Here is a 23,138-nt window from a genome sequence, read left to right on the forward strand (position 1 = left end):
CCTATCGGCCTCTGTCGCCCCTCCTGGTTTCTCTTTTCTCCCCCCCCTCCCCCCACCCCCCCCCCCCCCCCCCCCCCCCCCCCCCCCCCCCCCCCCCCCCCCCCCCCCCGCTCCTCGGGCGTGCCTGTCGGCGGCCGTACCTGTCAGACCTCGACGACCACGGGAAGGATCATCGGGCGGCGACGGTAGTTGTCCGACACCCACTTGCCGATCGTGCGGCGGATCAGCTGCTGGAGCTGGTGCGGCTCCACGACGCCGTCCTGGGCCGACCTGGCCAGGGCCTCGTCGATCTTCGGGATGACCGCGGAGAAGGTCGAGTCGTCGATGCCGGAGCCGCGGGCCTGGATGTGCGGGCCACCGACGATCTTGCCGGTGCTGCTGTCCACGACCACGAAGACCGAGATGATGCCCTCGTCGCCGAGGATGCGGCGGTCCTTGAGGTGGGTCTCGGTGACGTCGCCGACCGAGAGGCCGTCGACGTACACGTATCCCGCCTGCACCTTGCCGACGATCTTCGCGACGCCGTTGACCAGATCGACCACGACGCCGTCCTCGGCGATCACGATCCGGTCCTTGGGCACGCCGGTCAGGGCGCCCAGCTCGGCGTTGGCGCGCAGATGGCGCCATTCACCGTGCACCGGCATGAGGTTCTTCGGCTTGCAGATGTTGTAGAAGTACAGCAGCTCGCCGGCCGAGGCGTGGCCCGAGACGTGGACCTTGGCGTTGCCCTTGTGGACGACGTCGGCGCCCCAGCGGGTCAGGCCGTTGATCACGCGGTAGACCGCGTTCTCGTTGCCCGGGATGAGGGACGACGCGAGGATCACGGTGTCACCGGGGACGATCCGGATCTGGTGGTCACGGTTGGCCATCCGGGACAGCGCCGCCATCGGCTCGCCCTGGGAGCCGGTGCAGACCAGCACGACCTCGTCGTCCGGCAGGTCGTCGAGCGTCTTGACGTCGACGACCAGGCCCGCGGGGACCTTGAGGTAACCCAGCTCACGGGCGATGCCCATGTTGCGGACCATCGAGCGGCCGACGAAGGCGACCCGGCGGCCGTACTCGTGGGCGGCGTCGAGGATCTGCTGGATGCGGTGGACGTGGCTGGCGAAGCTCGCCACGATGATGCGCTTCTGCGCATTGGCGAAGACCGTGCGCAGGACGTTGGAGATGTCCCGCTCCGGCGGCACGAAGCCGGGGACCTCGGCGTTGGTCGAGTCGGTGAGGAGCAGGTCGATGCCCTCCTCGCCGAGCCGGGCGAACGCCGGCAGGTCGGTCAGCCGGCGGTCCAGCGGCAGCTGGTCCATCTTGAAGTCGCCGGTGTGCACCGCCATGCCCGCGGGGGTGCGGATGGCGACCGCGAGGGCGTCCGGGATGGAGTGGTTGACGGCGACGAACTCGCAGTCGAACGCACCGATCCGCTCCCGGTGGCCTTCCTTGACCTCCAGGGTGTACGGACGGATGCGGTGCTCCTGGAGCTTCGCCTCGATGAGCGCGAGGGTCAGCTTGGAGCCGATCAGCGGGATGTCCGGCTTCTCCCGCAGGAGGTAGGGGACGCCGCCGATGTGGTCCTCGTGACCGTGCGTGAGCACGATGCCGTCGATGTCGTCGAGCCGGTCCCTGATGGACGTGAAGTCCGGCAGGATCAGGTCGATTCCGGGCTGCTCCTCCTCGGGGAAGAGCACTCCGCAGTCGACGATCAGCAGCCGGCCTCCGTACTCGAAGACCGTCATGTTGCGGCCGATCTCTCCCAGACCGCCGAGGGGTGTGACCCGCAGGCCGCCCTTGGGGAGCTTCGGGGGACGGCCGAGTTCGGGATGCGGATGACTCAAAAGACTCTCCTCACCACGCGCGCCACGCTGCCGTCGGGGCACGTGGCGCGCATGACATTCGTGCACTTGCTGTGGGGCGGTTGGGGGCCGTTTTCAGTTGTGAAGTCTGTGCTCAGAGTTGTACCCCGCCGGCGGCGAGGTCCCGCGTCAGCTGCTCCGTCTCCTCGGGGGCCAACTCCACCAGCGGCAGGCGCAGCGGCCCGCCGGGCAGGCCCTGCAGGCCGAGGGCCGCCTTGGTGGTGATGACGCCCTGGGTGCGGAACATGCCGGTGAAGACCGGCAGCAGCTTCTGGTGGATCTCCGTCGCCTTGGTGACGTCACCGGCGAGGTGGGCGTCCAGCAGGGCGCGCAGCTCGGGGGTGACGGCATGGCCGACGACGGAGACGAAGCCGACGGCGCCGACGGAGAGCAGCGGGAGGTTGAGCATGTCGTCGCCGCTGTACCAGGCGAGGCCGGAGCGGGCGATGGCCCAGCTCGCGCGGCCGAGGTCGCCCTTGGCGTCCTTGTTGGCGACGATCCGGGGGTGCTCCGCCAGCCGGACAATCGTTTCGGTGTTGATCGGGACACCGCTGCGGCCCGGGATGTCGTACAGCATCACCGGCAGGTCGGTGGTGTCGGCGATGGCCGTGAAGTGCCGCAGGAGTCCTTCCTGGGGCGGCTTGCTGTAGTACGGCGTCACCGCGAGCAGGCCGTGGGCGCCGGCGTCCTGTGCGGCGCGGGCCAGCTCCACGCTGTGCCGGGTGTCGTTGGTTCCGGCTCCGGCCACCACGAAGGCGCGGTCACCGACGGCGTCGACCACGGCGCGGACCAGCTGAGCTTTCTCCGCGTCGCTGGTGGTCGGGGACTCTCCGGTGGTGCCGTTGACGACGAGACCGTCGTTGCCGGCGTCCACCAGATGGGCGGCGAGCCGCTGCGCGCCGTCGAGGTCGAGATCGCCATCCGCCGTGAACGGCGTGACCATGGCGGTCAGCACCCGCCCGAACGGGGTCTGCGGTGTGGAAGTCGGAGCCATGGGTCCCACGCTACTCGTAGCTCCCCGCTGGATGTGCCGCCGGGGAGCCGGGATGTGGACTCCGGCACTGCCTGCTCGGGGGTTCAAGCAGTGCCGGGTCCGTTTCTTCAGCGTAGATGAAGTTCTCAAAATGCTGCAATACGGACACCTCCCGGGTCGGGGCCCCGGAGGTGCCGCGGTGCAGGTCGGCGGCTTACGGGGCGATGCGGCCGTTGGCGTTGAATGCGCCGTACGTGAGCGGCATCAGCCGGGCCCAGTGGGCCTCCATCTGCTCGCCGACCATCTCGATCTCGCGCTGCGGGAAGGACGGCACCTTCGCCTGCTCGTGCTGGGTGCGCAGCCCGAGGAAGTGCATCAGGGAGCGGGCGTTGCAGGTGGCGTACATGGAGGAGTAGAGGCCGACCGGCAGGACGGCGCGGGCGACCTCGCGGGCGACGCCGGCGGCGAGCATCTCCTGATAGGCGGCGTACGCCCGGCGGTAGGAGTCCTCCATGGCGCGGCTGGTCAGCTCGTGCTGCTCGGGGGTGCCCTCGACGAACTCGTACTTGCCGGGGCGGCCCTGCTGGACGAGCTTGCGGTCGGCGCCGGGGACGTAGAAGACGGGCTCCAGGCGGCGGTAGCGGCCGGACTCCTCGTTGTACGACCAGCCGACGCGGTGGCGCATGAACTCGCGGAAGACGAAGATCGGGGCGCTGATGAAGAAGGTCATGCTGTTGTGCTCGAACGGGCTGCCGTGCCGGTCGCGCATCAGGTAGTTGATCAGACCCTTGGAGCGCTCCGGGTCCTTCTGCAGCTCTTCGAGGGACTGCTCACCGGCCGTGGAGACGCGGGCCGCCCAGAGCACGTCGCTGTCCGCGGCGCTGTGCTTGACCAGCTCGACCGTCACCTCGCTCCGGAAGCGGGCAAGATCGCTGTCGGAGCTGTCAGGGCCGTCAGGGCTCTGCGTGCTCGCGGCGGGGGTCTGGGACACCGGTGGTTCCTTCCGTTCGTTCCGTGCGGCGTCCAGCCTACGGCCCGCCACTGACAGCGCGGGAAATCCCGCCTGATGCGGTGTTAGCGGGCAAAAGGGACCCCGGTGTCCGGAGCGGGCGGGGCCGTTGATATTTTTCACAGAAGTTACTGGAAACGGGCACCAAACGGACGCCTCAAGCGTCTCACTCTGTGAAAGTGCCCACTTCGAGGTTCCTAGGAGAGCCCCAGATGTTCCGCCGGCGTGAGCCCGTCCCGTTCGCCTTCGTCGCCGAGGCAGACCGGTTCCGCAGCAATGTCACTCCCCCGCCCCGGGAACGCGCCTCGCGCTCCCAGCTGGCGGGCCGCACGCTGATCACCCTGACCGTGGTGGGGGGCCTGGCCGGCTCCCTGCTGTTCGGGGTTCCGGCGCTGCAGCAGGAGACCCCGGGCGCAGCCACCACGCATCAGTCCGAGGCCGCGCACCGCTGACCTGCGGGCCCGAACCACCCGTGCCGGAGGGCTCGGGTGGTTCCGGCTGCGCACTGCCGATAGCCTCACCGGTCACAGCTTCCATCAGTGCCCTGAGTGAGGATCAGCCGTGCCCCTGCCCTTCCTGACGGCCGACCGCGACCTCGACGTCGACGACCGTACGGCGGCCCCGCCGCTGCCCCACGAGGCGCCAGAGCGCTGGCGGCGGCCGTACCGTCCCGGCCCCTGGCGGGTGGGGATCTCGGCCGTGGCCCTGCTGCTGGCGTCGTTCGTGCTGCTCTCCGCCATGATCATCGGCTTCGCCGGTTCGCTGCCGGGCGCCGTGACCTGCGTGGTGCTGGCGCTGGTCGTCATCGGTCTGGCGCTGCGGATGCTGCGGATGGGGGTCTGGGTCAGCGCGCACGGGCTGCGGCGGGTCGGCCTGTTCTCCACGGTCACCGAGGCGTGGAGCGCCACCGGGGCGCTGCGGACGGTGCAGCAGCCGGTGCGCTGGCTGGGGCTGCCCCGGACGGTCCAGGGGCAGGCACTGGTCGACCGGCGGGCGTCCGGTACGTCGCGGGTGCTGCTCACCGACCACGACGCCGACTTCCTCTCCCGCTCGGAGGCGTTCGAGCGGGCGGCCGACGTCCTGGAGGCGTGGGCCGCGGAGTACCGCAGATAGCCGCGGACGTACGACGACGGCGCCCGGCCGGGAGATTCTCCCGGCCGGACGCCGTCGTCATGTCAGTCGTGATCGCGCAGGCCCGTGGACGTACGCCCAGGTCACGCGCTCAGGTACGCGCCGGGGCCCCGTCATGGAGGGCGATGGCGCGCTGCATGGCCTTGCGGGCGCGGGGGGTGTCGCGGGCGTCGTGGTAGGCGACGGCGAGACGGAACCAGGACCGCCAGTCGTCGGGTGCCTCCTCCGTCTCGGCCTGCCGCCGGGCGAAGATCGCATCGGCGGCGTCCCGGTCGATCCGGCCGCCCGGGGTGCGGGCCGGCGCCTCGTCCTCGACGTCCGCAGCGCCCTCGGCGCCCTCCTCGGCCGCCAGCTCACGGCCGAGGCGGTGGGCGTCGCGGGCGAAGCGGGTGTTGTGCCAGAGGAACCAGGCGCCGATGACCGGCAGGACAAAGGCTATGGCGCCCATGCCCATCGCGGCCGGCTCCCCGGTCAGCAGGAGCAGGACGCCCTCCATCGCGACCACGCCGAAGACCAGCACCAGCACGGTCGCGAGGAAGAAGTAGGTGATCTTTCCGCCCATGACGTCAGCCCAGGTCGAGGAAGTTTTCCAGGCCCACCGTCAGGCCCGGGGTGGACACCACACGGCGTGCGCCGAGCAGGATGCCCGGCATGAAGCTGCTGTGGTGCAGCGAGTCGTGGCGGATGGTGAGGGTCTCCCCCACGCCGCCGAACAGCACCTCCTGGTGGGCGAGGAGCCCGCGCAGCCGTACCGAGTGGACGGGGACGCCGTCGACGTCCGCGCCGCGGGCGCCGTCCAGCGCGGTGCTGGTGGCATCGGGCTGCGGGGCGCAGCCGGCCTCCTCGCGGGCCGCGGCGACGAGCTGCGCGGTGCGGGTGGCCGTACCGGACGGGGCGTCCGCCTTGTTCGGGTGGTGCAACTCGATGACCTCGGCCGATTCGAAGAACTTGGCGGCCTGCCGGGCGAAGGTCATGGTCAGCACGGCGCCGACGGAGAAGTTCGGCGCGATGAGCACGCCGGTCCCCGGGGAGGCGGCCAGCGCGGTGCGCAGCTGCGCGAGGCGTTCGTCGGTCCAGCCGGTCGTCCCGACCACGCCGTGGATGCCGTGGCGGACGCAGAAGTCGAGGTTGCCCATGACGGCGTCCGGGTTGGTCAGCTCGACGGCGACCTGGGCGCCGGCGTCGGTCAGCGCCTCCAGGGAGTCGCCGCGGCCCAGCGCCGCGACCAGTTCCATGTCCTCGGCGGCCTCGACGGCCTTGACGGCTTCCGAGCCGATCCGGCCCTTGGCGCCGATCACGGCCACGCGCAGCTTGCTCATCGTGTCAGCTCTCTCTCGGTGGTACGGCGAACGGGTCAGGCGACGGCTTCGTGCAGCCGGTCGGCCTGCCGGTCCTTCAACGGTCCGATGACGGACAGCGACGGTCGCGCGCCCAGGACCTCACGGGCCACCTCCCGGACCTCGTCGGGGGTGACCGCGGCTATCCGCTCCAGCATCTCGTCGACGGAGAGCTGGGCGCCCCAGCACAGCTCGCTCTTGCCGATGCGGTGCATCAGGGCGCCGGAGTCCTCCAGGCCGAGGACGGTGGAGCCGCGCAGCTGGCCGATGGCCCGGCGGATCTCGTCGTCGGTGAGGCCCTCGGAGGCGACCTGGTCGAGCTGGTCGCGGCAGATCGCGAGGACGTCGCGCACCTGGTTGGGGCGGCAGCCCGCGTAGACGCCGAACAGGCCGCAGTCGGCGTAGCCGGAGGTGTACGAGTACACGCTGTAGGCCAGGCCGCGCTTCTCGCGGACCTCCTGGAAGAGGCGGGAGCTCATCCCGCCGCCGAGGGCGGTGTTGAGGACGCCCAGGGCCCAGCGGCGCTCGTCCGAGCGGGCGAGGCCCGGGGTGCCGAGGATGACGTGGGCCTGCTCGGACTTGCGGTTCAGGTGCTCGACGCGGCCCCCGCCGCGCAGCGTGCGGGAGCCCGCGCGCGGGGCGAGCGGGGTGGCGGCCGCGGTGTCGAGGGCGCCGGCCCGCTCGAAGGCGCGGCGGACCAGGCGGACGACCTTGGCGTGGTCGACGTTGCCGGCGGCGGTGACGACGAGGTGCGTGGGGTCGTAGTGCTTCTTGTAGAAGCGGCGGATCCGCGCGGGGGTGAGGGCGTTGACGGTGTCGGGGGTGCCGAGGACCGGGCGGCCCAGAGGCGTGTCGCCGAGCATCGTGTGCGCGAAGAGGTCGTGGACGCCGTCGCCCGGGTCGTCCTCGGTCATCGCGATCTCTTCGAGGATCACCCCGCGCTCGGCCTCGACGTCCTCGGGCTCGATCAGCGAACCGGTGAGCATGTCGCAGACGACGTCGATGGCGAGCGGCAGGTCCGTGTCGAGGACCCGCGCGTAGTAGCAGGTGTATTCCTTCGCGGTGAAGGCGTTCATCTCACCGCCGACGGCGTCGACGGCCGCGGAGATGTCCAGGGCACTGCGCCGCTCGGTGCCCTTGAAGAGCAGGTGCTCCAGGTAGTGGGTGGCGCCGTTGAGCGACGGGGTCTCGTCGCGGGAGCCGACGTGTGCCCAGATGCCGAAGCTGACCGAGCGGACGGTGGGGAGGGTCTCGGTGACCACCCGCAGGCCGCCGGGGAGGACGGTCCGGCGGACGGTGCCCGCGCCGCCCTCGCCCTTGAGGAGTGTTTGGGTACGGGCGACGGCCCGCCCCTCCGAAGAGGTGCGGGCCGTCGTCCGGTGAGTGCGGGACGTCACTTGGCGGCGTCGTCCTTCTTGTCGTCGCCGTCCTCGTCCTCGATCACGGGGATCAGGGAGAGCTTGCCGCGCTGGTCGATCTCGGCGATCTCGACCTGCACCTTGGCGCCGACGCCGAGCACGTCCTCGACGTTCTCCACGCGCTTGCCACCGGCGAGCTTGCGGATCTGCGAGATGTGCAGCAGGCCGTCCTTGCCCGGGAGCAGGGAGACGAACGCACCGAAGGTCGTCGTCTTCACGACGGTGCCCAGGTAGCGCTCGCCGACCTCCGGCATGGTCGGGTTGGCGATGCCGTTGATCGTGGCGCGGGCGGCCTCGGCGGCCGGGCCGTCGGCGGCACCGATGTAGATGGTGCCGTCGTCCTCGATCGTGATGTCGGCGCCGGTGTCCTCCTGGATCTGGTTGATCATCTTGCCCTTGGGGCCGATGACCTCACCGATCTTGTCCACGGGGATCTTGACGGTGATGATCCGCGGGGCGTTGGGGGACATCTCGTCCGGGACGTCGATGGCCTCGTTCATCACATCGAGGATGTGGAGGCGGGCGTCGCGGGCCTGCTTGAGCGCGGCGGCCAGGACCGAGGCGGGGATGCCGTCGAGCTTGGTGTCGAGCTGCAGGGCGGTGACGAACTGCTTGGTACCGGCGACCTTGAAGTCCATGTCGCCGTAGGCGTCCTCCGCACCGAGGATGTCGGTGAGGGCGACGTAGTGGGTCTTGCCGTCGATCTCCTGGGAGATCAGGCCCATGGCGATACCGGCGACCGGGGCCTTGAGGGGCACACCGGCGTTCAGCAGCGACATGGTGGAGGCGCAGACCGAGCCCATGGACGTCGAGCCGTTGGAGCCCAGCGCCTCGGAGACCTGGCGGATCGCGTAGGGGAACTCCTCGCGGGTCGGCAGGACCGGCACGATGGCGCGCTCGGCGAGCGCACCGTGGCCGATCTCGCGGCGCTTGGGCGAGCCCACGCGGCCGGTCTCACCGACGGAGTACGGCGGGAAGTTGTAGTTGTGCATGTAGCGCTTGCGGGTCACCGGGGAGAGGGTGTCCAGCTGCTGCTCCATGCGGAGCATGTTGAGGGTGGTGACGCCCAGGATCTGGGTCTCGCCACGCTCGAACAGCGCCGAGCCGTGCACGCGCGGGATGGCCTCGACCTCGGCGGCGAGCGTACGGATGTCCGTGACGCCACGGCCGTCGATGCGGACCTTGTCCTTGATGACGCGCTCGCGGACCAGCTTCTTGGTCAGCGCGCGGTAGGCACCGGAGATCTCCTTCTCGCGGCCCTCGAACTGCGGGAGCAGCTTCTCGGCGGCGATCTCCTTGACGCGGTCGAGCTCGTTCTCCCGCTCCTGCTTGCCGGCGATGGTCAGCGCCTGGGCCAGCTCGTCCTTGACCGCGGCGGTGAGCGCCTCCAGGACGTCGTCCTGGTAGTCGAGGAAGACGGGGAACTCGCCGGTCGGCTTCGCGGCCTTGGCGGCGAGGTCGGCCTGGGCCTTGCACAGCACCTTGATGAAGGGCTTGGCGGCCTCCAGACCGGCGGCGACGACCTCTTCGGTCGGGGCCTCGGCGCCGTCCTTGACCAGCTGGACGGTCTTCTCGGTGGCCTCGGCCTCGACCATCATGATCGCGACGTCGCCGTCGGGCAGCACACGGCCGGCGACGACCATGTCGAAGGCGGCGTTCTCCAGCTCGGTGTGGGTCGGGAAGGCGACCCACTGGCCGTTGATCAGCGCGACACGGGTGCCGCCGATCGGGCCGGAGAAGGGCAGGCCGGCCAGCTGCGTGGAGCAGGAGGCGGCGTTGATGGCGACCACGTCGTAGAGGTGGTCGGGGTTGAGCGCCATGATCGTCTCGACGATCTGGATCTCGTTGCGCAGGCCCTTCGCGAAGGAGGGGCGCAGCGGGCGGTCGATCAGGCGGCAGGTGAGGATCGCGTCCTCGGAGGGCCGGCCCTCGCGGCGGAAGAAGGAGCCGGGGATCTTGCCGGCCGCGTACATCCGCTCCTCGACGTCGACCGTCAGGGGGAAGAAGTCGAGCTGGTCCTTGGGCTTCTTCGACGCGGACGTGGCCGACAGCACCATGGTGTCGTCGTCCAGGTACGCGACGGCGGAGCCGGCGGCCTGCTTGGCCAGGCGGCCCGTCTCGAAGCGGATGGTGCGGGTGCCGAAGGTGCCGTTGTCGATGACGGCTTCAGCGTAGTGGGTCTCGTTCTCCACCAAGAAAATCTCCTCGTCAGCGTCCGCCGCCCGTGTGGCGGCGGACCTTCGTCGGCGGAGCGCCGGTACGGGCCGGTCTTCGATCGAAGCTCCCGGGGCGGGGCCGCGGAGATGTCGTGCGGCGCACGTCCGGGGGCCACTACCGAGGACCGGCGGCCAGGGGGCGCTCCCCCTCGTTCGGTTGTACTCGTGACACCAGACTACAAAGCTTCCGGCCGCCTCGCGGCGACGCCGGTGTCCGGTGCGTACGGCAAAGGGAGCGGCCCCCGGTGGGAACCGCTCCCTTCACGGCGTCTTACTTGGCGCCCGCCGCGCCGCGGCGGATGCCCAGGCGCTCGACCAGCGCACGGAAGCGCGTGATGTCCTTCTTCGCCAGGTACTGCAGCAGGCGGCGGCGCTGGCCGACGAGCAGCAGCAGACCACGGCGGGAGTGGTGGTCGTGCTTGTGGGTCTTGAGGTGCTCGGTCAGGTCCGAGATACGGCGGGAGAGCAGGGCCACCTGGACCTCGGGGGAGCCGGTGTCGCCTTCCTTCTGGGCGAACTCGGACATGATCTGCTTCTTCGTGGCGGCGTCGAGCGACACTCGATACTCCTCTGGGTGATCGGTCCGGGAGCGTCCCTGGATTGGCTTCACAGGGAATCTTGATGACTCACGGCGGACCGTCACACAGCGTACCAGCCGACGACGACGGCCCCCCGGGTGGGCCGGGAGGCCGTCGTGGGTGCGGGGCGCCGGTCAGTTGCCGGTCAGGCCGCGCACGGTGGCGTAGACGTCCAGGACCGCGAGGCAGAGCGGCACCAGGGAGAGCAGCACCAGGCCGTCGAAGATGTCGAAGACCCGGCCCCAGAAGGGGGTGACACCCTTGCGGGGGACGACGAGCCCGACGCCGACGAGCAGGGCGGCACCGGCGGCGATGCTGGCGGAGAACCAGACGGTGCGGATGTTGAGCGGGCCGGAGTCGCCGAAGCGGGCCAGCTCGACGAGGGCGTCGACCGGCGGGTGGAGCGCGATGCCCAGGATGAGCAGCACGATCGTGAGGATCCCGGCGACGACCATGCAGGCGATCTGCGCGGTGTAGTCGAAGAGCCGGGCGCGGAGCATGATCGTGATGCCCGCGGCCAGCGCCATCAGCTGGGCCCACATGTTGTCGGAGAAGCCGAGGACGACACCGGCGGAGCCGACGACCAGGGCGGAGCAGCCGGCGACGAGGCCGAGCAGGAGTTCGTGGCCGCGGCGGGCCTGGTTGCCGATCTTGACGAAGTCGACGGCCTCGGAGTCGCGGTCGGCGTCGTAGCCCTTGGCGATCTGGTCGGGCGACTTGTAGCCGATGGGCAGGCGGGCGAAGCGGGCCGAGAGGCCGGGCAGCCAGGCGACGAGTGCGATGGAGACGGCGGCGGTGACGGCGGCGACCTCGATGGGGGCGGCGTCGGTGAGGATCGCGGCGAAGACCGAGAGGGTGCCGATCGCCGAGAGGAAGGCGGCGGCGACGAACGGTGCGTCGCCCTGCGGCAGCAGCACGACCAGCAGGACCGAGGCGATCAGGACGACGACACAGCCGACGAGGAGGTGGAGGCGCCCGGGGCCCTCGCCCGCCTCGACGGGGAAGATGCCGGAGCCGGCGATCAGCAGATGCGGCAGCGAGGCGAGGCCCAGCGCGATGGAGGAGCCGTGGTCGTCGTAGACGCGGGCACGGACGCCGGAGACGGCGACCAGCACGATGCCGACGACGCCGGCGATGATGCCGGGCAGCCGGTGCATGTCGCGGTCGACCGGGTTCGAGAACCAGAGGGCGAACGCCATCATCGTGAGCAGCAGGACGCCGGCGGTGAGGCCGACGTAGTGCATGAGGTCGTCGCTCCAGCGGGTGCGGTTCTGCTTGACCGCGGAGGCGACGGCGTCCGAGACATCGTCGAAGACGGGGAGCGGCAGCGATTCGGCGAACGGCTTGAGCAGAAGGAGGTCGCCGTCGAGGATCTGCTGCTGCGCGAGCGACTGACCGGCGTCGAGGACGGTGCCGTCGCGGCGCACGAGGTGATAGCCGGTGGGGGCACCCTCCGCCTGGGACTGCCCCGACAGGCGCAGGATCTCCGGGTAGATGTCGACGAGTGCGACGTCCTCCGGCAGTGCCACATCGATCCGTGCGTCGGGCGCGGCGACTGTGACCCGGCAGAAGCCGGTACCTGTGGTCGTGCTCACCTGGCGGTTCCCCCTATCCGTTGGGTGTTTTGTCGCGTGCGTGGCGTATATATGGAGTCATATACGGATCCCCCGTGGGAGCCCTTTTCTCGCCGTCGCGGCACGCTCGCGGGGCGTCAGCGTACCGCCCGATTCGGCGCTTGCCCCACTCCCCCCGAGACTTGACTTCAAACAGTAGGATCAACGCCTGCGTCGGGCCAAGGACTTGGCTCGGGGGACCGTCGAATCCAACGGGGGCGGTCCGAGACTGCGAGATGCATGAAGGACTGATGCCTCGGTGAGCGTTGTCATCGTCAAGCGCCCGCCCCGCGCGCTACCACCTGAAGTTCCTGGTGAGGAGGTGACGCTGGAGGCGCCTCCCGAACTCCCCCGGGAAGGGGAGCAGGAGAACATCCTGATGATGTTCATGCCCATGATGGGTATGGGCTCATCGGCCGCATTCCTTTTCATGGGCGGACAGCCGTTCATGAAAATCATGGGCGGCGTGATGGTGGTTTCCACCCTGGCAATGGCGATCGTACAGATCGTCAAAGCCCGCCAAGGCCCTTCCGGGCAAATGGTTCAGGAGCGTCAGGATTACCTCAAGTACCTTTCGCAGAAGCGAAAAGAGGTACGACGTACCGCGCGAAAGCAGCGCGATGCGCAGCTGTTCACGCACCCCGATCCCGGACAGCTGTGGTCGGTCGTCGCGGAGGGCAAGCGGGTCTGGGAACGCCGGGCGAGCGACCCGGACTTCGCGCAGGTGCGGCTGGGGCTCGGCCCGCAGCAGCTGTCGACCCCGCTGAAGGCGCCGGAGACCGCGCCGGTCGACGAGCTGGAGCCGCTGACCGCGCACGCGATGAAGGAATTCCTCGACAAGCACGGGCACTTGGAGAACCTCCCGCTCGCGGTGTCGCTGCGTGCCTTCTACCACCTGACGGTCTCCGGCGACCCGGACACCGTCTACGGCGCCGCCCGCGCGATGGTGGCGCAGCTGTGCACGCTGCACTCCCCCGAGGACCTGATGGTCGCGGTCGTCGCCTCGCCGGGTGCGCAGGCGGAGTGGGAGTGGACGAAGTGGCTGCCGCACGTCCAGGACAAGACCACGGACGGCGCGGGCACCCGCCGGCTGGTCGTCGGTGACCTCGGCGAGGTCGAGGAGCTGCTGGCGGACGAGCTGGAGGGCCGCGGCCGCTTCAACCCGCAGGGCACGCCGGTGACGGACACCCCGCACCTGGTGGTCCTGCTGGACGCGGGCGAGGTGCCGATCGACTCGGTGATCGCCGGTGCGGAGGGGCTCCAGGGCGTCACGATCATCGAGGTCGTCCCGGGCGACCTCGACGAGATCCGCGGCGGTCTGGCCGTACAGGTCTGGCCGGGCAAGCTGGTGCTGGAGTCGGCCAACGGCGCGGTGTACGAGGGCGTCTGCGACACCCTGTCGATCCCGGAGGCGGAGGCGCTGGCGCGTCAGCTGGCACCGCTGCGGGCCGGTGCCGGTGCGGACGGCGAGGAACCGCTCCTGTCCAACCTCGACTTCACGGATCTGATGGACATCGGCGACGCCGGCTCCGTCGACGTGCAGCGCACCTGGCGGCCGCGGACGCTCCACGAGCGGCTGCGGGTGCCGATCGGTGTCGACCGGGACGGCCAGCCCGTCATGCTCGACATCAAGGAGGCGTCCCAGGAGGGCATGGGCCCGCACGGTCTGTGTGTCGGTGCGACCGGTTCCGGTAAGTCCGAGGTGCTGCGCACCCTGGTGCTGGCGCTGGCGGTCACCCACTCGTCCGAGACGCTGAACTTCATCCTCGCGGACTTCAAGGGTGGCGCCACCTTCACCGGTATGTCGGAGATGCCGCACGTCGCGGCGGTCATCACCAACCTCGGTGAGGACGTTTCGCTGATCGACCGCATGCGCGACTCGATCACCGGTGAACTCCAGCGCCGGCAGGAGCTGCTGCGGTCGGCGGGCAACTACGCGAACATCACCGACTACGAGAAGGCGCGTGCCGCGGGTGCCCCGCTGGATCCGCTGCCGTCGCTGGTGATGATCATCGACGAGTTCTCCGAGCTGCTGGCCGCCAAGCCGGACTTCATCGAGATGTTCATCCAGATCGGCCGGATCGGCCGTTCGATGGGTGTGCACATGCTGCTCGCCTCGCAGCGTCTGGAGGAGGGCAAACTCCGCGGTCTGGACACCTTCCTGTCGTACCGGCTGGGTCTGCGGACGTTCTCCGCGGCCGAGTCGCGGACCGCGATCGGTGTGCCGGACGCCTACCACCTGCCGAACGTTCCCGGTTCCGGCATCCTGAAGTACGACACCGAGACGATGGTGCAGTTCAAGGCCGCGTACGTGTCGGGTCCCTACCGCGGGCCGGGCGCCGGCGGCGGGGGCGGCGGCGGGCGGGCCAACCGGCTGCCGGTGCCGTTCACGGCGGCGCCGGTCGCCGAGCAGATCATCGAGGACCCGACGCCGGTCGAGCCGGAGGCGCCGCAGCAGGACGACGCGCTGGCCGACACCGTGCTGGACGTCATCGTCCAGCGGATGCAGGGTCAGGGCCCGCCGGCGCACCAGGTGTGGCTGCCGCCGCTGGAGGAGGCGCCGACCGTCAACCAGCTGCTGCCCGCGCTGGCCGTCACCCCCGAGCGGGGCGTGCACGCGCCGGAGTACAGCGCGCTCGGCAAGCTCGTGGTGCCGGTCGCGCTGGTGGACAAGCCGTTCGAGCAGCGGCGTGACGTGATGTACCTGGACTTCTCGGCCGGTGCCGGTCACGGCCTGGTCGTCGGTGGTCCGCAGTCCGGCAAGTCGACGCTGATCCGTTCGGCGATCGCGTCGTTCGCGCTCACCCACACCCCGGCCGAGGTGCAGTTCTACTGCCTGGACTTCGGTGGCGGCGGCATGCTCGCCATGGAGGGGCTGCCGCACATCGGCGGGGTCGCCTCGCGGCTGGACGCGGAGAAGGTCCGCCGTACGGTCGCCGAGGTCGTCGGGATCCTCAACGAGCGTGAGGAGTTCTTCCGGCAGCACAACATCGACTCCATCGGCACCTACCGCCAGCGGCGTGCCTCGGGGGCGTTCCCCGACCAGAAGTGGGGCGACGTCTTCCTCGTCATCGACGGCTGGTCGACGTTCAAGACCGACTACGAGCAGCTGGACCCGGTCATCCTGGACATCGCCGGGCGTGGTCTGGGCTTCGGTATCCACCTGATCATCGCCGGTTCCCGCTACACCGAGATCCGTCCGGCCCTGCGTGACCAGCTCCTCAACCGTGTCGAGCTGCGGCTCGGTGACGCGATGGAGTCGGAGTTCGACCGCAAGCGCGCGGAGAACGTGCCGATGGGCAAGCCGGGCCGCGGTCTGTCGCCGGAGAAGCTGGACTTCCTGGCCGCGCTGCCGCGGCTGGACGGCGTCAGCGAGCCGGAGTCGCTCAGCGAGGGCATGGCGAATCTCGTGGAGACGGTCAAGGAGCACTGGCAGGGCGAGCCCGCCCCGCAGGTGCGGATGCTGCCGACGATGCTGTACGCCCGGGATCTGCCCAAGGGCAGCGACTACCCGGAGCACGGCATCGCCATCGGTGTCGACGAGACGACGCTGTCGCCCGCCTTCGTCGACTTCGAGACCGACCCGCTGCTGGTCATCTACGGCGAGAGCGAGTCGGGCAAGTCGTCGCTGCTGCGCCTGCTGACCAAGCAGATCGCCGAGCGGTACCCGTCCGAGAAGGCGCTGATGGTGGTCTCCGACTACCGCCGCGCACTGCTCGGCGAGGTCCCGGAGAGCCATCTGTACAAGTACTGCGCAGCGGGGCCGCAGCTGGAGGAGGTCATCTCCGGTCTCGCCGGTTCGCTGGGCCGCCGGATGCCGGGCCCGGACGTCACGCCGGAGCAGCTGCGCAACCGCAGCTGGTACGACCTGCCGGACGCGTTCGTGATCGTGGACGACTACGACCTGGTGGCGACGAGCAGCGGCAACCCGCTGCAGCCGCTCCTGGAGTACCTGCCGTTCGCCCGTGACCTGGGTCTGCGCCTGATCCTGGCGCGTACCTCCTCGGGTGCGGGACGGTCCTCGTTCGAGCCGGTGATGCAGCGGACGAAGGAGCTGGGTGCCCAGGGCCTGATCCTCTCGGCCGACCCGGGCGAGGGTCCCCTGATGGGCAACGTCAAGGGCCAGAGCCTGACGCCCGGCCGGGCCACGTTCGTCACGCGCAAGCGCGGTGCGCAGCTGGTCCAGACGGGCTGGCTGCCGGCGAGCGGCCGCTGATCCGCGGCCTCGGCACGACAACGGCGGTGGGGCGTCCCTCTTCGGAGGGGTGCCCCACCGCCGTTTGGTGTGGGGGAGTTTCCGTTCCGTACGGGGCCGGGGCGGGCCTGCGACCGGTCTCAGCCGAAGGCGCCGTGCCTGCCGACGTCGGGACGGACGCCATCGGACGGGGCGACGTCGGCGGCGGGCTTGGCGCCGGGGACCGCGGCACCCTTGGTGTCCTTCACTTCCTTGGCTTCCTTCGCGCCCTTCGGGTCCGCGCCGCCGGAGCTCTTGTCCGCCGGTGCGACGCTCTTCGTCCCGTCGGTGCCGGATGCGGCCTCCGGGGTGCGGGCGCCCTTGGCGACGCCGGCGCCGCCGCGGCGGGGGCCGCCGGGGCCGAACGGGTCGGGGCCCGCGGGGGCGTCGGAGACCGCCCATTCGCCCTTCAGCGGCGGGCGGGCGCCCTGGCCGCCGCCCTTCTTGCCCCGGGCGAAGCCGCCGAGCGCGTTGCCCAGCTGGCCGAGGGCCATCACGCCGTACATCAGATCGCGGCTGTTGTCCGGGGAGTCGCCGGCCGGTGCGGCGGGCGCCGGGGCGTCCTTCGCTCCGGCGTCGTGCTCCGGTGCGGCGGGGCGGGCGGCGGCGGACTCCAGGTCGGCTGCGGCCAGTTCGAAGACCGGCAGCGCCTCGTCCACCGACCGCTTGAGGCGGTGCCAGTCGGCGGCGAACGCCTCGCCCGCGGGGCCCTGCCAGTCGGCGGCCGCCGCCCGGGCCACATGTGTGTCCAACTCGCGGACCATGCCGTCGAGGTGGCCGCCCATCTCCCGCCACCCGACCGCGGCCTCGTGCAGCGCCTCCGGGTTGCCCCGCCCCGTCATCCGACACTCCTGATCATCGCGTCCAGCCCGTCCTCGACCGTCTGCGTCGAGACGGCGGTCTGCCGTATGCCGCCGCCGACCTCGGCGAGCCGCTCCCGCAGCTGCCCGAGGGCGCGTTCGGCCTGCTCGTACAGTTCCACGTGGGAACGGGCCGCCTCCGCGTCACCGAAACCGTCGCGCAGTGCGGCGGCATCGGCGCGCCGCCGGAATGCGGTCAACTGCCGAGCCAGATCATCCGCGTGTTTTTCGAAGACCGTGCCGAGCTTGTGCAACTGCTCGGTATCGGTCCGGACTTCGTCGGACATCTTTTTCTCCCCGTATTCGATCGGCGGCGACCTGCCGGACATCGTCTCAGATGTAGCACATCGGCAAAGGGCGGCCACCCTGCCGTTCGGCGGCCGGACGGTTCATTCCGGAATGCGCGGTACGTAATATCCGGCAATAGCGACAACCCGCCTTGACGCCCTGTTCCTGCCCGTCATTAGACTCGTGACGCCGGTGCAGCACACGGGGTTGCTGTGCCACACGTTCAAGGGGGCAGCATGAGCAACGAACGGCAGATCCAGGACGAGGACCTGATGGATGTCGCCCAGGATCCGGAGCAGGCGCACCGGCTGCGCAAGGCACTGAAGACCCTGGCGGACAATCCGAACGTCGGCGGGCAGCTCCAGGAGATGGCCAAGGAGGTCCTGTCCGGGCGGATCGGCATGAAGGAAGCGATCCAGACGCCGTCGTACATGGACGCGATCGGCGACCGCCTCGGGGAGATGCGGCGCGCGGCGGAGGACCAGACGCTGGCGGAACGCGAGGAGTCGCGCGAGAAGTTCGCCGCCTGGCAGAAGCAGCAGCAGGAGCAGGAGGACAAGGAGCGCGCCGAGCGTGACGGCCCGTCCTCCGGCCTCGTCACCGGCCCGCGCCGCGGCCGCGGCGGCTCCTCCCACCGGAGCTGAGGCCGCGGACGGCGCAGGGGGAGGGGAAGAGATCCCGCTCGTGGATCTCTTCCCCTCCCCCTTCCTGTTTCCCGCGCAATTCCTTCCACCTCCTCCCTCCCCCCTTTCCCAATTTCCCCCTTTTCTTCACACCTTGGTTCGCAGCGCGCGGCAACTCGCCTCTCCGGAAGTGCCCGGGGAGATACGCCCGCTGCGGTCCCGCACGTTCCGCCCCGTGAAGGGCGTACGGAAATCGGGAGTACGGGTCTTTCGACGCGAAAACCGGCAGCCGGATAACGGATCGGGCGTCCGATACCCGGTCCGCCGCCCACCGGACGTACCCCGTGTACCGGTTCCGGAACAGCGCGGCCCCGAGGACTCCGGGGGCGCGACGCGGATCATAAGATCGCCGGTGAGCCGGAGAACGACGGCGAGACGGTGAAGGGCGGGATTTCATGGGGGACGAGGAAACCATCGACGCCTCGCGGACGGATGGCGTCGCGATGCCCGGTTATGCGCCGCACCCGTACGTCGGCGGCCGTACCCCGGTGCTCCGCGCGCTCGCCGCCTGGCGGATGAGCTGGCCCGGCGCACCCCGCGTCATCGCGCTGACCGGCGCCCCGGGCAGCGGGCGCGGACGGCTGCTCACCGGCTTCCTGATGCTGTGCGACCCGGAGTCCCGCAACCGGCTGCCGGTGGACGACCTGGACCCGGCGACCGTACCGCCGGACCTCCCCGCGCCCGCCGTGCCGCGCCCCGACGGGCTCACCGCGGCGCAGTTCCTGCGGACCGTCGCCGATCACCTCGGACTCGCCGCCGGCGCCGACGTCTTCACCGAGCTGGGCGCGCGGGAGGAGACGGTGACGCTGGTGGTCCCGGACGTCGCCGCGGCGGGCCCCGTGCGCGCCGCGGGGGAACCGGCGCGCCTGGTGCGCGAGGTCCTCGCACCGCTCGCCGCCCTCCCCACCGTGCAGCTGCTGACCGTCGTCCCGCGCGAACTGGCCGCCGCGCTCACGGCCGAGCTGCCGCAGGGCCAGGCGCAGATCATCGACCTGGACGCACCGGAGTGGGCCGATCCGGACGGGCTGGCGGCGCACGCCGCCACGGCGCTCGATCCGGCCCGAGGGGCGCCCGCCCTGCCGTTCACCACCGACCCGCGACCGCGCGCGGCGCTCGCGGCGGCGCTGGCCGCCCGCGCCGGCGGGAACCATCTGACGGTGGAGCTGGCCGTCCGGTCCGCGCTGCTGGCACCGGAGGGGTTCGACCCGGCGGATGCGGAGCGGTTGCCCGCCACCGTGGGGCAGGCGGTCGATCTGCACGCCCGGCGGCTGGGCGCCGAGCCGCAGCTGCTGCGGCTGCTGCTGGCGCCGCTCGCGCTGGCCGAGGGCGAGGGGCTGCCGCTGCCGCTGTGGGGCGCGCTGGCGAGCGCCGTCGCGGAGCGCGATCTGAGCCGGGAGCCGGCCGAGCGCGGGCTGCTGACCGCCCCGTTCGTGGACCGGGTGGAGCCCCCCTCCGACCCGGGGGACGGCGCCGACGGCCGGACCTTGGTCCGCCTCGTCCACCCCGCGCTCGCCGCGGAGATCCGGGAGTGGCTGCCCGACGTCCGGGGCGCGCAGACCCGGATCGCCATGAAGCTGCTGGAGGCGGTGCCCGACCAGGACTGGTCCCGGGCCGACCCCTACGTCCGCGACCGCATCGCCGGACACACCCTGGACGCCGGGCTGCTGCCGCAACTCCTCACCGACCCGGGCCTGTTCGCCCATGCCGACCCGGTGGCGCTGCGCGCCGCCGTCGAAGCCGTACCGCTCCAGGAGCTGGGCGCCCCGGCCCGTACGTATCTGCGCACGGCGCCACTGCTGATCCGTACGCGGGCGACGCCCGCCCTCCGCGCGGCCTTCCTGGAGACGGCGTTCACCGAGGACGGGCTGACGCCGTACGCACAGGCGCTGCACGGCCTCGATCTGGCCCTGCCGTGGCGCACCCTGTGGAGGGTGCCGCTCGTCGGGGCGACGGCCGTCACCGCGGGGGTGCTCCCGGGCGGCCCGGCCCCCGTACCGGTGGCGGTCTGCCGCGTCCCGGGCACGGCGCCGGGCGCCCGTCCACTGCCCGGTGGTGACGGCGCGTTCGTCGTCCACGCCCTGGCGGACGGCGCCCCGCTCGACGCGGCGCCCGAACAGGTGGTGCACCTCTCCGAGGAGGACCGTGCCACCTCACCGTTCGCCCTCGCCCGGGGCGACGGCTGCGTCCGCGTCCACGACCGGCGCACCCGGGAGGTGGTGACGGCGGTGCCGACCGACTCCCCCGTCCTCGACGCCGACCTGTCGCCGGACGGCATCCTGCTCCTCGCCACCGAACGCGGCGTCACCGCCCGGCAGATCCTGGCGATACCGGGTGCCGTCCCGGCGCGGTTGGGAGCCGGCGATGAGGCGGAGCCTTCGGGACGGTAGGCGACGCGCCTTCGCCGCCGCCACGGTGCAGCCGCCTGGGGGCGGCGGGACAGTAGGCCGTTCTTCTCCGGTATGCGTGGGCCCCGGGCCGGTGAGCGGTCCGGGGCCAAGTGTGTCCGGGGGGATGCGGGTCCAGGGCCTCTTTCCGTACCTGCCGCCGGTCTTGCCGCTCGGGGCTTACGGGTTCGAGGGCTGCGGGGCCAGGGCGCGCGGCTCAGGCCGCATGGTGCGGGGGCAGGGTCAGGTCCGATGAGCCTGTGGCGGCTCCGGGCTCACGGCAGCAGGAGCCAGTCCGCGGCGAGGGCGGCGGCGAGCCCGATGCCGAGCAGCCAACTCCCCAGCCGGGTACGTCCGTGGCGGCTGAGTTCGATCACCACGCCGCACAGCACCAGCGCCGCGCCGTAGACCCCGACCACCAGCACCGAGGTCCGGCTGGCCAGCCGCACCACCAGCACTACGGCCATCGCGCCCATCATCACCGAGGCCAGCGCGATCCGTATCCGCCGCGCCTGACGGGGCGTCACCGCCGGCCGTTCCCCCGAAAGAGGCTCTTCCTCGCCCCTGGCTGCTTCCATGATCCGAGATGCTACGGGACCGCCCCGGCACCGCCCGCACTCTCCACGGAGCAACACCCCGCCCGACGCGCCCCGTTCACGCCCCACTCCACCCCACTCCACCGAGAAAACGGTCTCCCGCCCCTCCCTTTCCTCCCCCCGCCCTCCCTGTATCCGGGAATTCTCCACCCCCTGCCACCGCACCGTTTCCTCACCGCCCCGACCGGAATCCAGCTCACCCACTCAACCCACCCATTAACGCTCCACGACTCCCACATTTCCTGCACAACCCCATTTGACGCGGCGCCATGGAGATCACATAAAGTAAGAGTGTTGAATGTGAAATTGCCCATGCGGAAATGGGCATGCAACGGGGGCAGCGATGGCAGGCAAGGCTTTTGACATAGAACCGGACGTGCTGAAGGCACAGGGCACCGCGTTCATCCGCATCGGCAGCGACTTCAGCAAGGCGTCGAAGAAACTCCAGGACGACCTGGAAAGCATCGGCGACCCCTGGAAGAAGTGCGACTTCGGCGAAATCTTCGACACCATCTACGACCCGATCAAAAAGGGCATGTTCACGTCGATGGACTCACTCGGAGAACGCCTTGAGGGAATCGGCGAGAAGCTCGGCGAGATGGCCCGGTCCTATACGGCCTCCGACGACCAGGGAATCCACACGATCAGCGCCGTCGGCCGCCCCATGATCTGACGGGGCCGACGCCCCGCACCGTCCGGCACCGCGCTCCGTATTCCCGGAGCCGCTCCGGCATTCCTTCCCACACCGCGACCCGGCCCGCCGACCGCGGCCACATCGCGCTTCTCTGCCACACCGTACGGGGGACAACACCGTGTCATTGACACTTCCCGAAGAGGTCACCTGGGTCCTGGACCTCCTGGGATACGAATGGCCCGAGGCCGATGAGGACGCGCTCTTCGACTGCGCGGCGGCCTGGCGCACCTTCGCCGAGCAGGTCGACGAAGCCCTTTCCCAAGGCTCGTCCGCGGCCAACGAGGTGACGTCCGCCAACTCCGGTGCAGCCGTCGAGGGCTTCACCGACGAATGGGGCGCGTTCGCCGGTGGCGGGAACAGCGGCGACAACTATCTCCGCGACGCCGCGGCGGCGGCCGAGGTCATCGCGCTCGCTTTCGACGCCGCCGCACTGGCCGTCATCGAAGGGAAAGTCGCGGTCATCGTCCAGCTGGTGATGCTGGCCGTGGAACTCATCTCCGCACAGGCCGCGGCGCCGTTCACCCTGGGCCTCTCCGAATTGGGCGCGGCCGGCGCCACCCAGGCGACGCGCGTGATCGTCCGGCAGATCCTCGACAAGATCAAGCGGGAAGTGGTGCAGGCGGCCACCAAGGCCATGGAGCACGCCACCATGGATGCCGTGAAGAAGATGGCGAAGAAGGCGGTCTCCAAGGAATCCCGCAAGCTGGCCGCCGACTACATCAAGAAGACAGTCAAGGAAGAGGTCAAGGACAAGGTCGTCGCCGAGGCGAAGAACCAGGCCAAGGAGTTCGCCAAGGAAACCGTCGTCGAGGGCTCCAAGGAAAAGGCCAAAGAGGCCGGCACGGAAATGGGCCAGAACATCGCCGAGCAGGGCATCGAGACCCACTTCGGCGAACGCGACGGCATCCGGTGGAACGAAACCACCGACATTGGCAAGGACAAGGCCAAGGAGTACGCCGACGACGTCCAGCAGGACGCGCAGGACCGGCTGCAGAACTACCAGGACGGCGCCACCAGCCTCGCCGACCCCACCAGCTACACCGACCGCGCCCACGCCGACCTCACCGAACGCGGCCTGAACCACGCCCAACGCCACACGGACCGGCACACCGGCGGCGCCGCTACCCGCCACCAGGAACACACGGACACGGTGCGGGAACACATGCGGTCCGTTTTCGGCTGAGGCCCTCCCTCACACAGGCGACAACGAGGCGACGGGCTCACCACCGCGCGAACTCCGCAATCTCCCGCTCCGCGAAAACTCCACCAATCCATCA

General features: G+C 70.6%; 19 protein-coding genes. 7 read left to right on the forward strand and 12 right to left on the reverse strand.

The annotated features are described in order from the left end of the window. Positions 1-143: 143 nt before the first annotated feature. The 3 genes from ACZ4U4_RS26745 to thyX form a co-directional block, all read right to left on the reverse strand. The gene (locus ACZ4U4_RS26745; protein ID WP_467879207.1) at positions 144-1,829 is read right to left on the reverse strand and encodes a ribonuclease J; all 1,686 of its coding nucleotides are present in this window, start codon (positions 1,827-1,829) and stop codon (positions 144-146) included. Between the two features lie 112 nt (positions 1,830-1,941). Further along, entirely contained in the window at positions 1,942-2,841 is a 900-nt protein-coding gene (gene dapA, locus ACZ4U4_RS26750; protein WP_467879210.1) for a 4-hydroxy-tetrahydrodipicolinate synthase, read from the reverse strand. A gap of 193 nt (positions 2,842-3,034) precedes the next feature. Next, positions 3,035-3,811, reverse strand: a complete 777-nt coding sequence (gene thyX / locus ACZ4U4_RS26755) for an FAD-dependent thymidylate synthase (protein WP_467879213.1) — start codon at positions 3,809-3,811, stop codon at positions 3,035-3,037. Positions 3,812-4,041: 230 nt separating this feature from the next. Between thyX and ACZ4U4_RS26760 the strand changes: the two genes are divergently transcribed. Further along, positions 4,042-4,281: a hypothetical protein gene (locus ACZ4U4_RS26760; RefSeq protein ID WP_467879216.1), complete on the forward strand. Its 240-nt coding sequence runs from the start codon at positions 4,042-4,044 to the stop codon at positions 4,279-4,281. A 109-nt stretch (positions 4,282-4,390) separates the two neighbouring features. Beyond that, on the forward strand, positions 4,391-4,942 hold the full coding sequence (locus tag ACZ4U4_RS26765) for a hypothetical protein (RefSeq protein WP_467879219.1): 552 nt from the start codon (positions 4,391-4,393) through the stop codon (positions 4,940-4,942). 109 nt (positions 4,943-5,051) lie between these two features. Here the strand turns inward: ACZ4U4_RS26765 and ACZ4U4_RS26770 are convergent, their stop codons facing one another. From ACZ4U4_RS26770 to eccD, 6 genes are all read right to left on the reverse strand, one after another. Next, a complete protein-coding gene (locus ACZ4U4_RS26770) occupies positions 5,052-5,522 on the reverse strand; it encodes a hypothetical protein (protein WP_467879221.1) in 471 nt (156 codons plus the stop codon). A gap of 4 nt (positions 5,523-5,526) precedes the next feature. Continuing rightward, entirely contained in the window at positions 5,527-6,279 is a 753-nt protein-coding gene (gene dapB, locus ACZ4U4_RS26775) for a 4-hydroxy-tetrahydrodipicolinate reductase (RefSeq protein ID WP_467879224.1), read from the reverse strand. A gap of 35 nt (positions 6,280-6,314) precedes the next feature. After that, positions 6,315-7,694 carry a M16 family metallopeptidase gene (locus ACZ4U4_RS26780; protein ID WP_467879226.1) on the reverse strand — a complete coding sequence of 460 codons (1,380 nt, stop codon included), beginning with the start codon at positions 7,692-7,694 and terminating at the stop codon, positions 6,315-6,317. Continuing rightward, positions 7,691-9,907: a polyribonucleotide nucleotidyltransferase gene (locus tag ACZ4U4_RS26785; RefSeq protein ID WP_467879529.1), complete on the reverse strand. Its 2,217-nt coding sequence runs from the start codon at positions 9,905-9,907 to the stop codon at positions 7,691-7,693. Before ACZ4U4_RS26785 ends, ACZ4U4_RS26780 begins: the two co-directional genes overlap by 4 nt. 295 nt (positions 9,908-10,202) lie before the next feature. After that, positions 10,203-10,490 carry a 30S ribosomal protein S15 gene (rpsO, locus tag ACZ4U4_RS26790; protein ID WP_467879229.1) on the reverse strand — a complete coding sequence of 96 codons (288 nt, stop codon included), beginning with the start codon at positions 10,488-10,490 and terminating at the stop codon, positions 10,203-10,205. A gap of 153 nt (positions 10,491-10,643) precedes the next feature. Further along, complete coding sequence (gene eccD / locus ACZ4U4_RS26795; RefSeq protein WP_467879232.1) at positions 10,644-12,104, reverse strand: type VII secretion integral membrane protein EccD; 1,461 nt, start codon at positions 12,102-12,104, stop codon at positions 10,644-10,646. 277 nt (positions 12,105-12,381) lie between these two features. Here eccD and eccCa point away from each other — a divergent pair, with 277 nt between their 5' ends. Beyond that, entirely contained in the window at positions 12,382-16,338 is a 3,957-nt protein-coding gene (gene eccCa / locus ACZ4U4_RS26800) for a type VII secretion protein EccCa (RefSeq protein ID WP_467879235.1), read from the forward strand. 119 nt (positions 16,339-16,457) lie between these two features. On the opposite strand, the gene ACZ4U4_RS26805 is transcribed toward eccCa, so the two are convergent. Together ACZ4U4_RS26805 and ACZ4U4_RS26810 are read right to left on the reverse strand one after the other, a co-directional pair. Next, positions 16,458-17,198, reverse strand: coding sequence for a WXG100 family type VII secretion target (locus ACZ4U4_RS26805; RefSeq protein WP_467879238.1), 741 nt, complete (start codon positions 17,196-17,198; stop codon positions 16,458-16,460). Continuing rightward, positions 17,195-17,503 carry a hypothetical protein gene (locus ACZ4U4_RS26810; RefSeq protein ID WP_467879241.1) on the reverse strand — a complete coding sequence of 103 codons (309 nt, stop codon included), beginning with the start codon at positions 17,501-17,503 and terminating at the stop codon, positions 17,195-17,197. The genes ACZ4U4_RS26805 and ACZ4U4_RS26810 overlap by 4 nt, the downstream gene beginning before the upstream one ends. Before the next feature lie 237 nt (positions 17,504-17,740). On the opposite strand from ACZ4U4_RS26810, the gene ACZ4U4_RS26815 reads away from it, so the two are divergent. Beyond that, positions 17,741-18,148, forward strand: a complete 408-nt coding sequence (locus ACZ4U4_RS26815; protein ID WP_467879243.1) for a hypothetical protein — start codon at positions 17,741-17,743, stop codon at positions 18,146-18,148. A gap of 434 nt (positions 18,149-18,582) precedes the next feature. Further along, complete coding sequence (locus ACZ4U4_RS26820; protein WP_467879246.1) at positions 18,583-20,574, forward strand: ATP-binding protein; 1,992 nt, start codon at positions 18,583-18,585, stop codon at positions 20,572-20,574. Positions 20,575-20,846: 272 nt separating this feature from the next. Here the strand turns inward: ACZ4U4_RS26820 and ACZ4U4_RS26825 are convergent, their stop codons facing one another. Continuing rightward, a complete protein-coding gene (locus ACZ4U4_RS26825; protein ID WP_467879248.1) occupies positions 20,847-21,149 on the reverse strand; it encodes a hypothetical protein in 303 nt (100 codons plus the stop codon). Positions 21,150-21,543: 394 nt separating this feature from the next. On the opposite strand from ACZ4U4_RS26825, the gene ACZ4U4_RS26830 reads away from it, so the two are divergent. After that, entirely contained in the window at positions 21,544-21,840 is a 297-nt protein-coding gene (locus tag ACZ4U4_RS26830; RefSeq protein ID WP_467879251.1) for a hypothetical protein, read from the forward strand. 139 nt (positions 21,841-21,979) lie between these two features. Then, positions 21,980-23,044, forward strand: coding sequence for a WXG100-like domain-containing protein (locus ACZ4U4_RS26835; RefSeq protein ID WP_467879254.1), 1,065 nt, complete (start codon positions 21,980-21,982; stop codon positions 23,042-23,044). Positions 23,045-23,138: the final 94 nt, after the last annotated feature.

The organism is Streptomyces sp. NPDC029159, assembly GCF_055564055.1.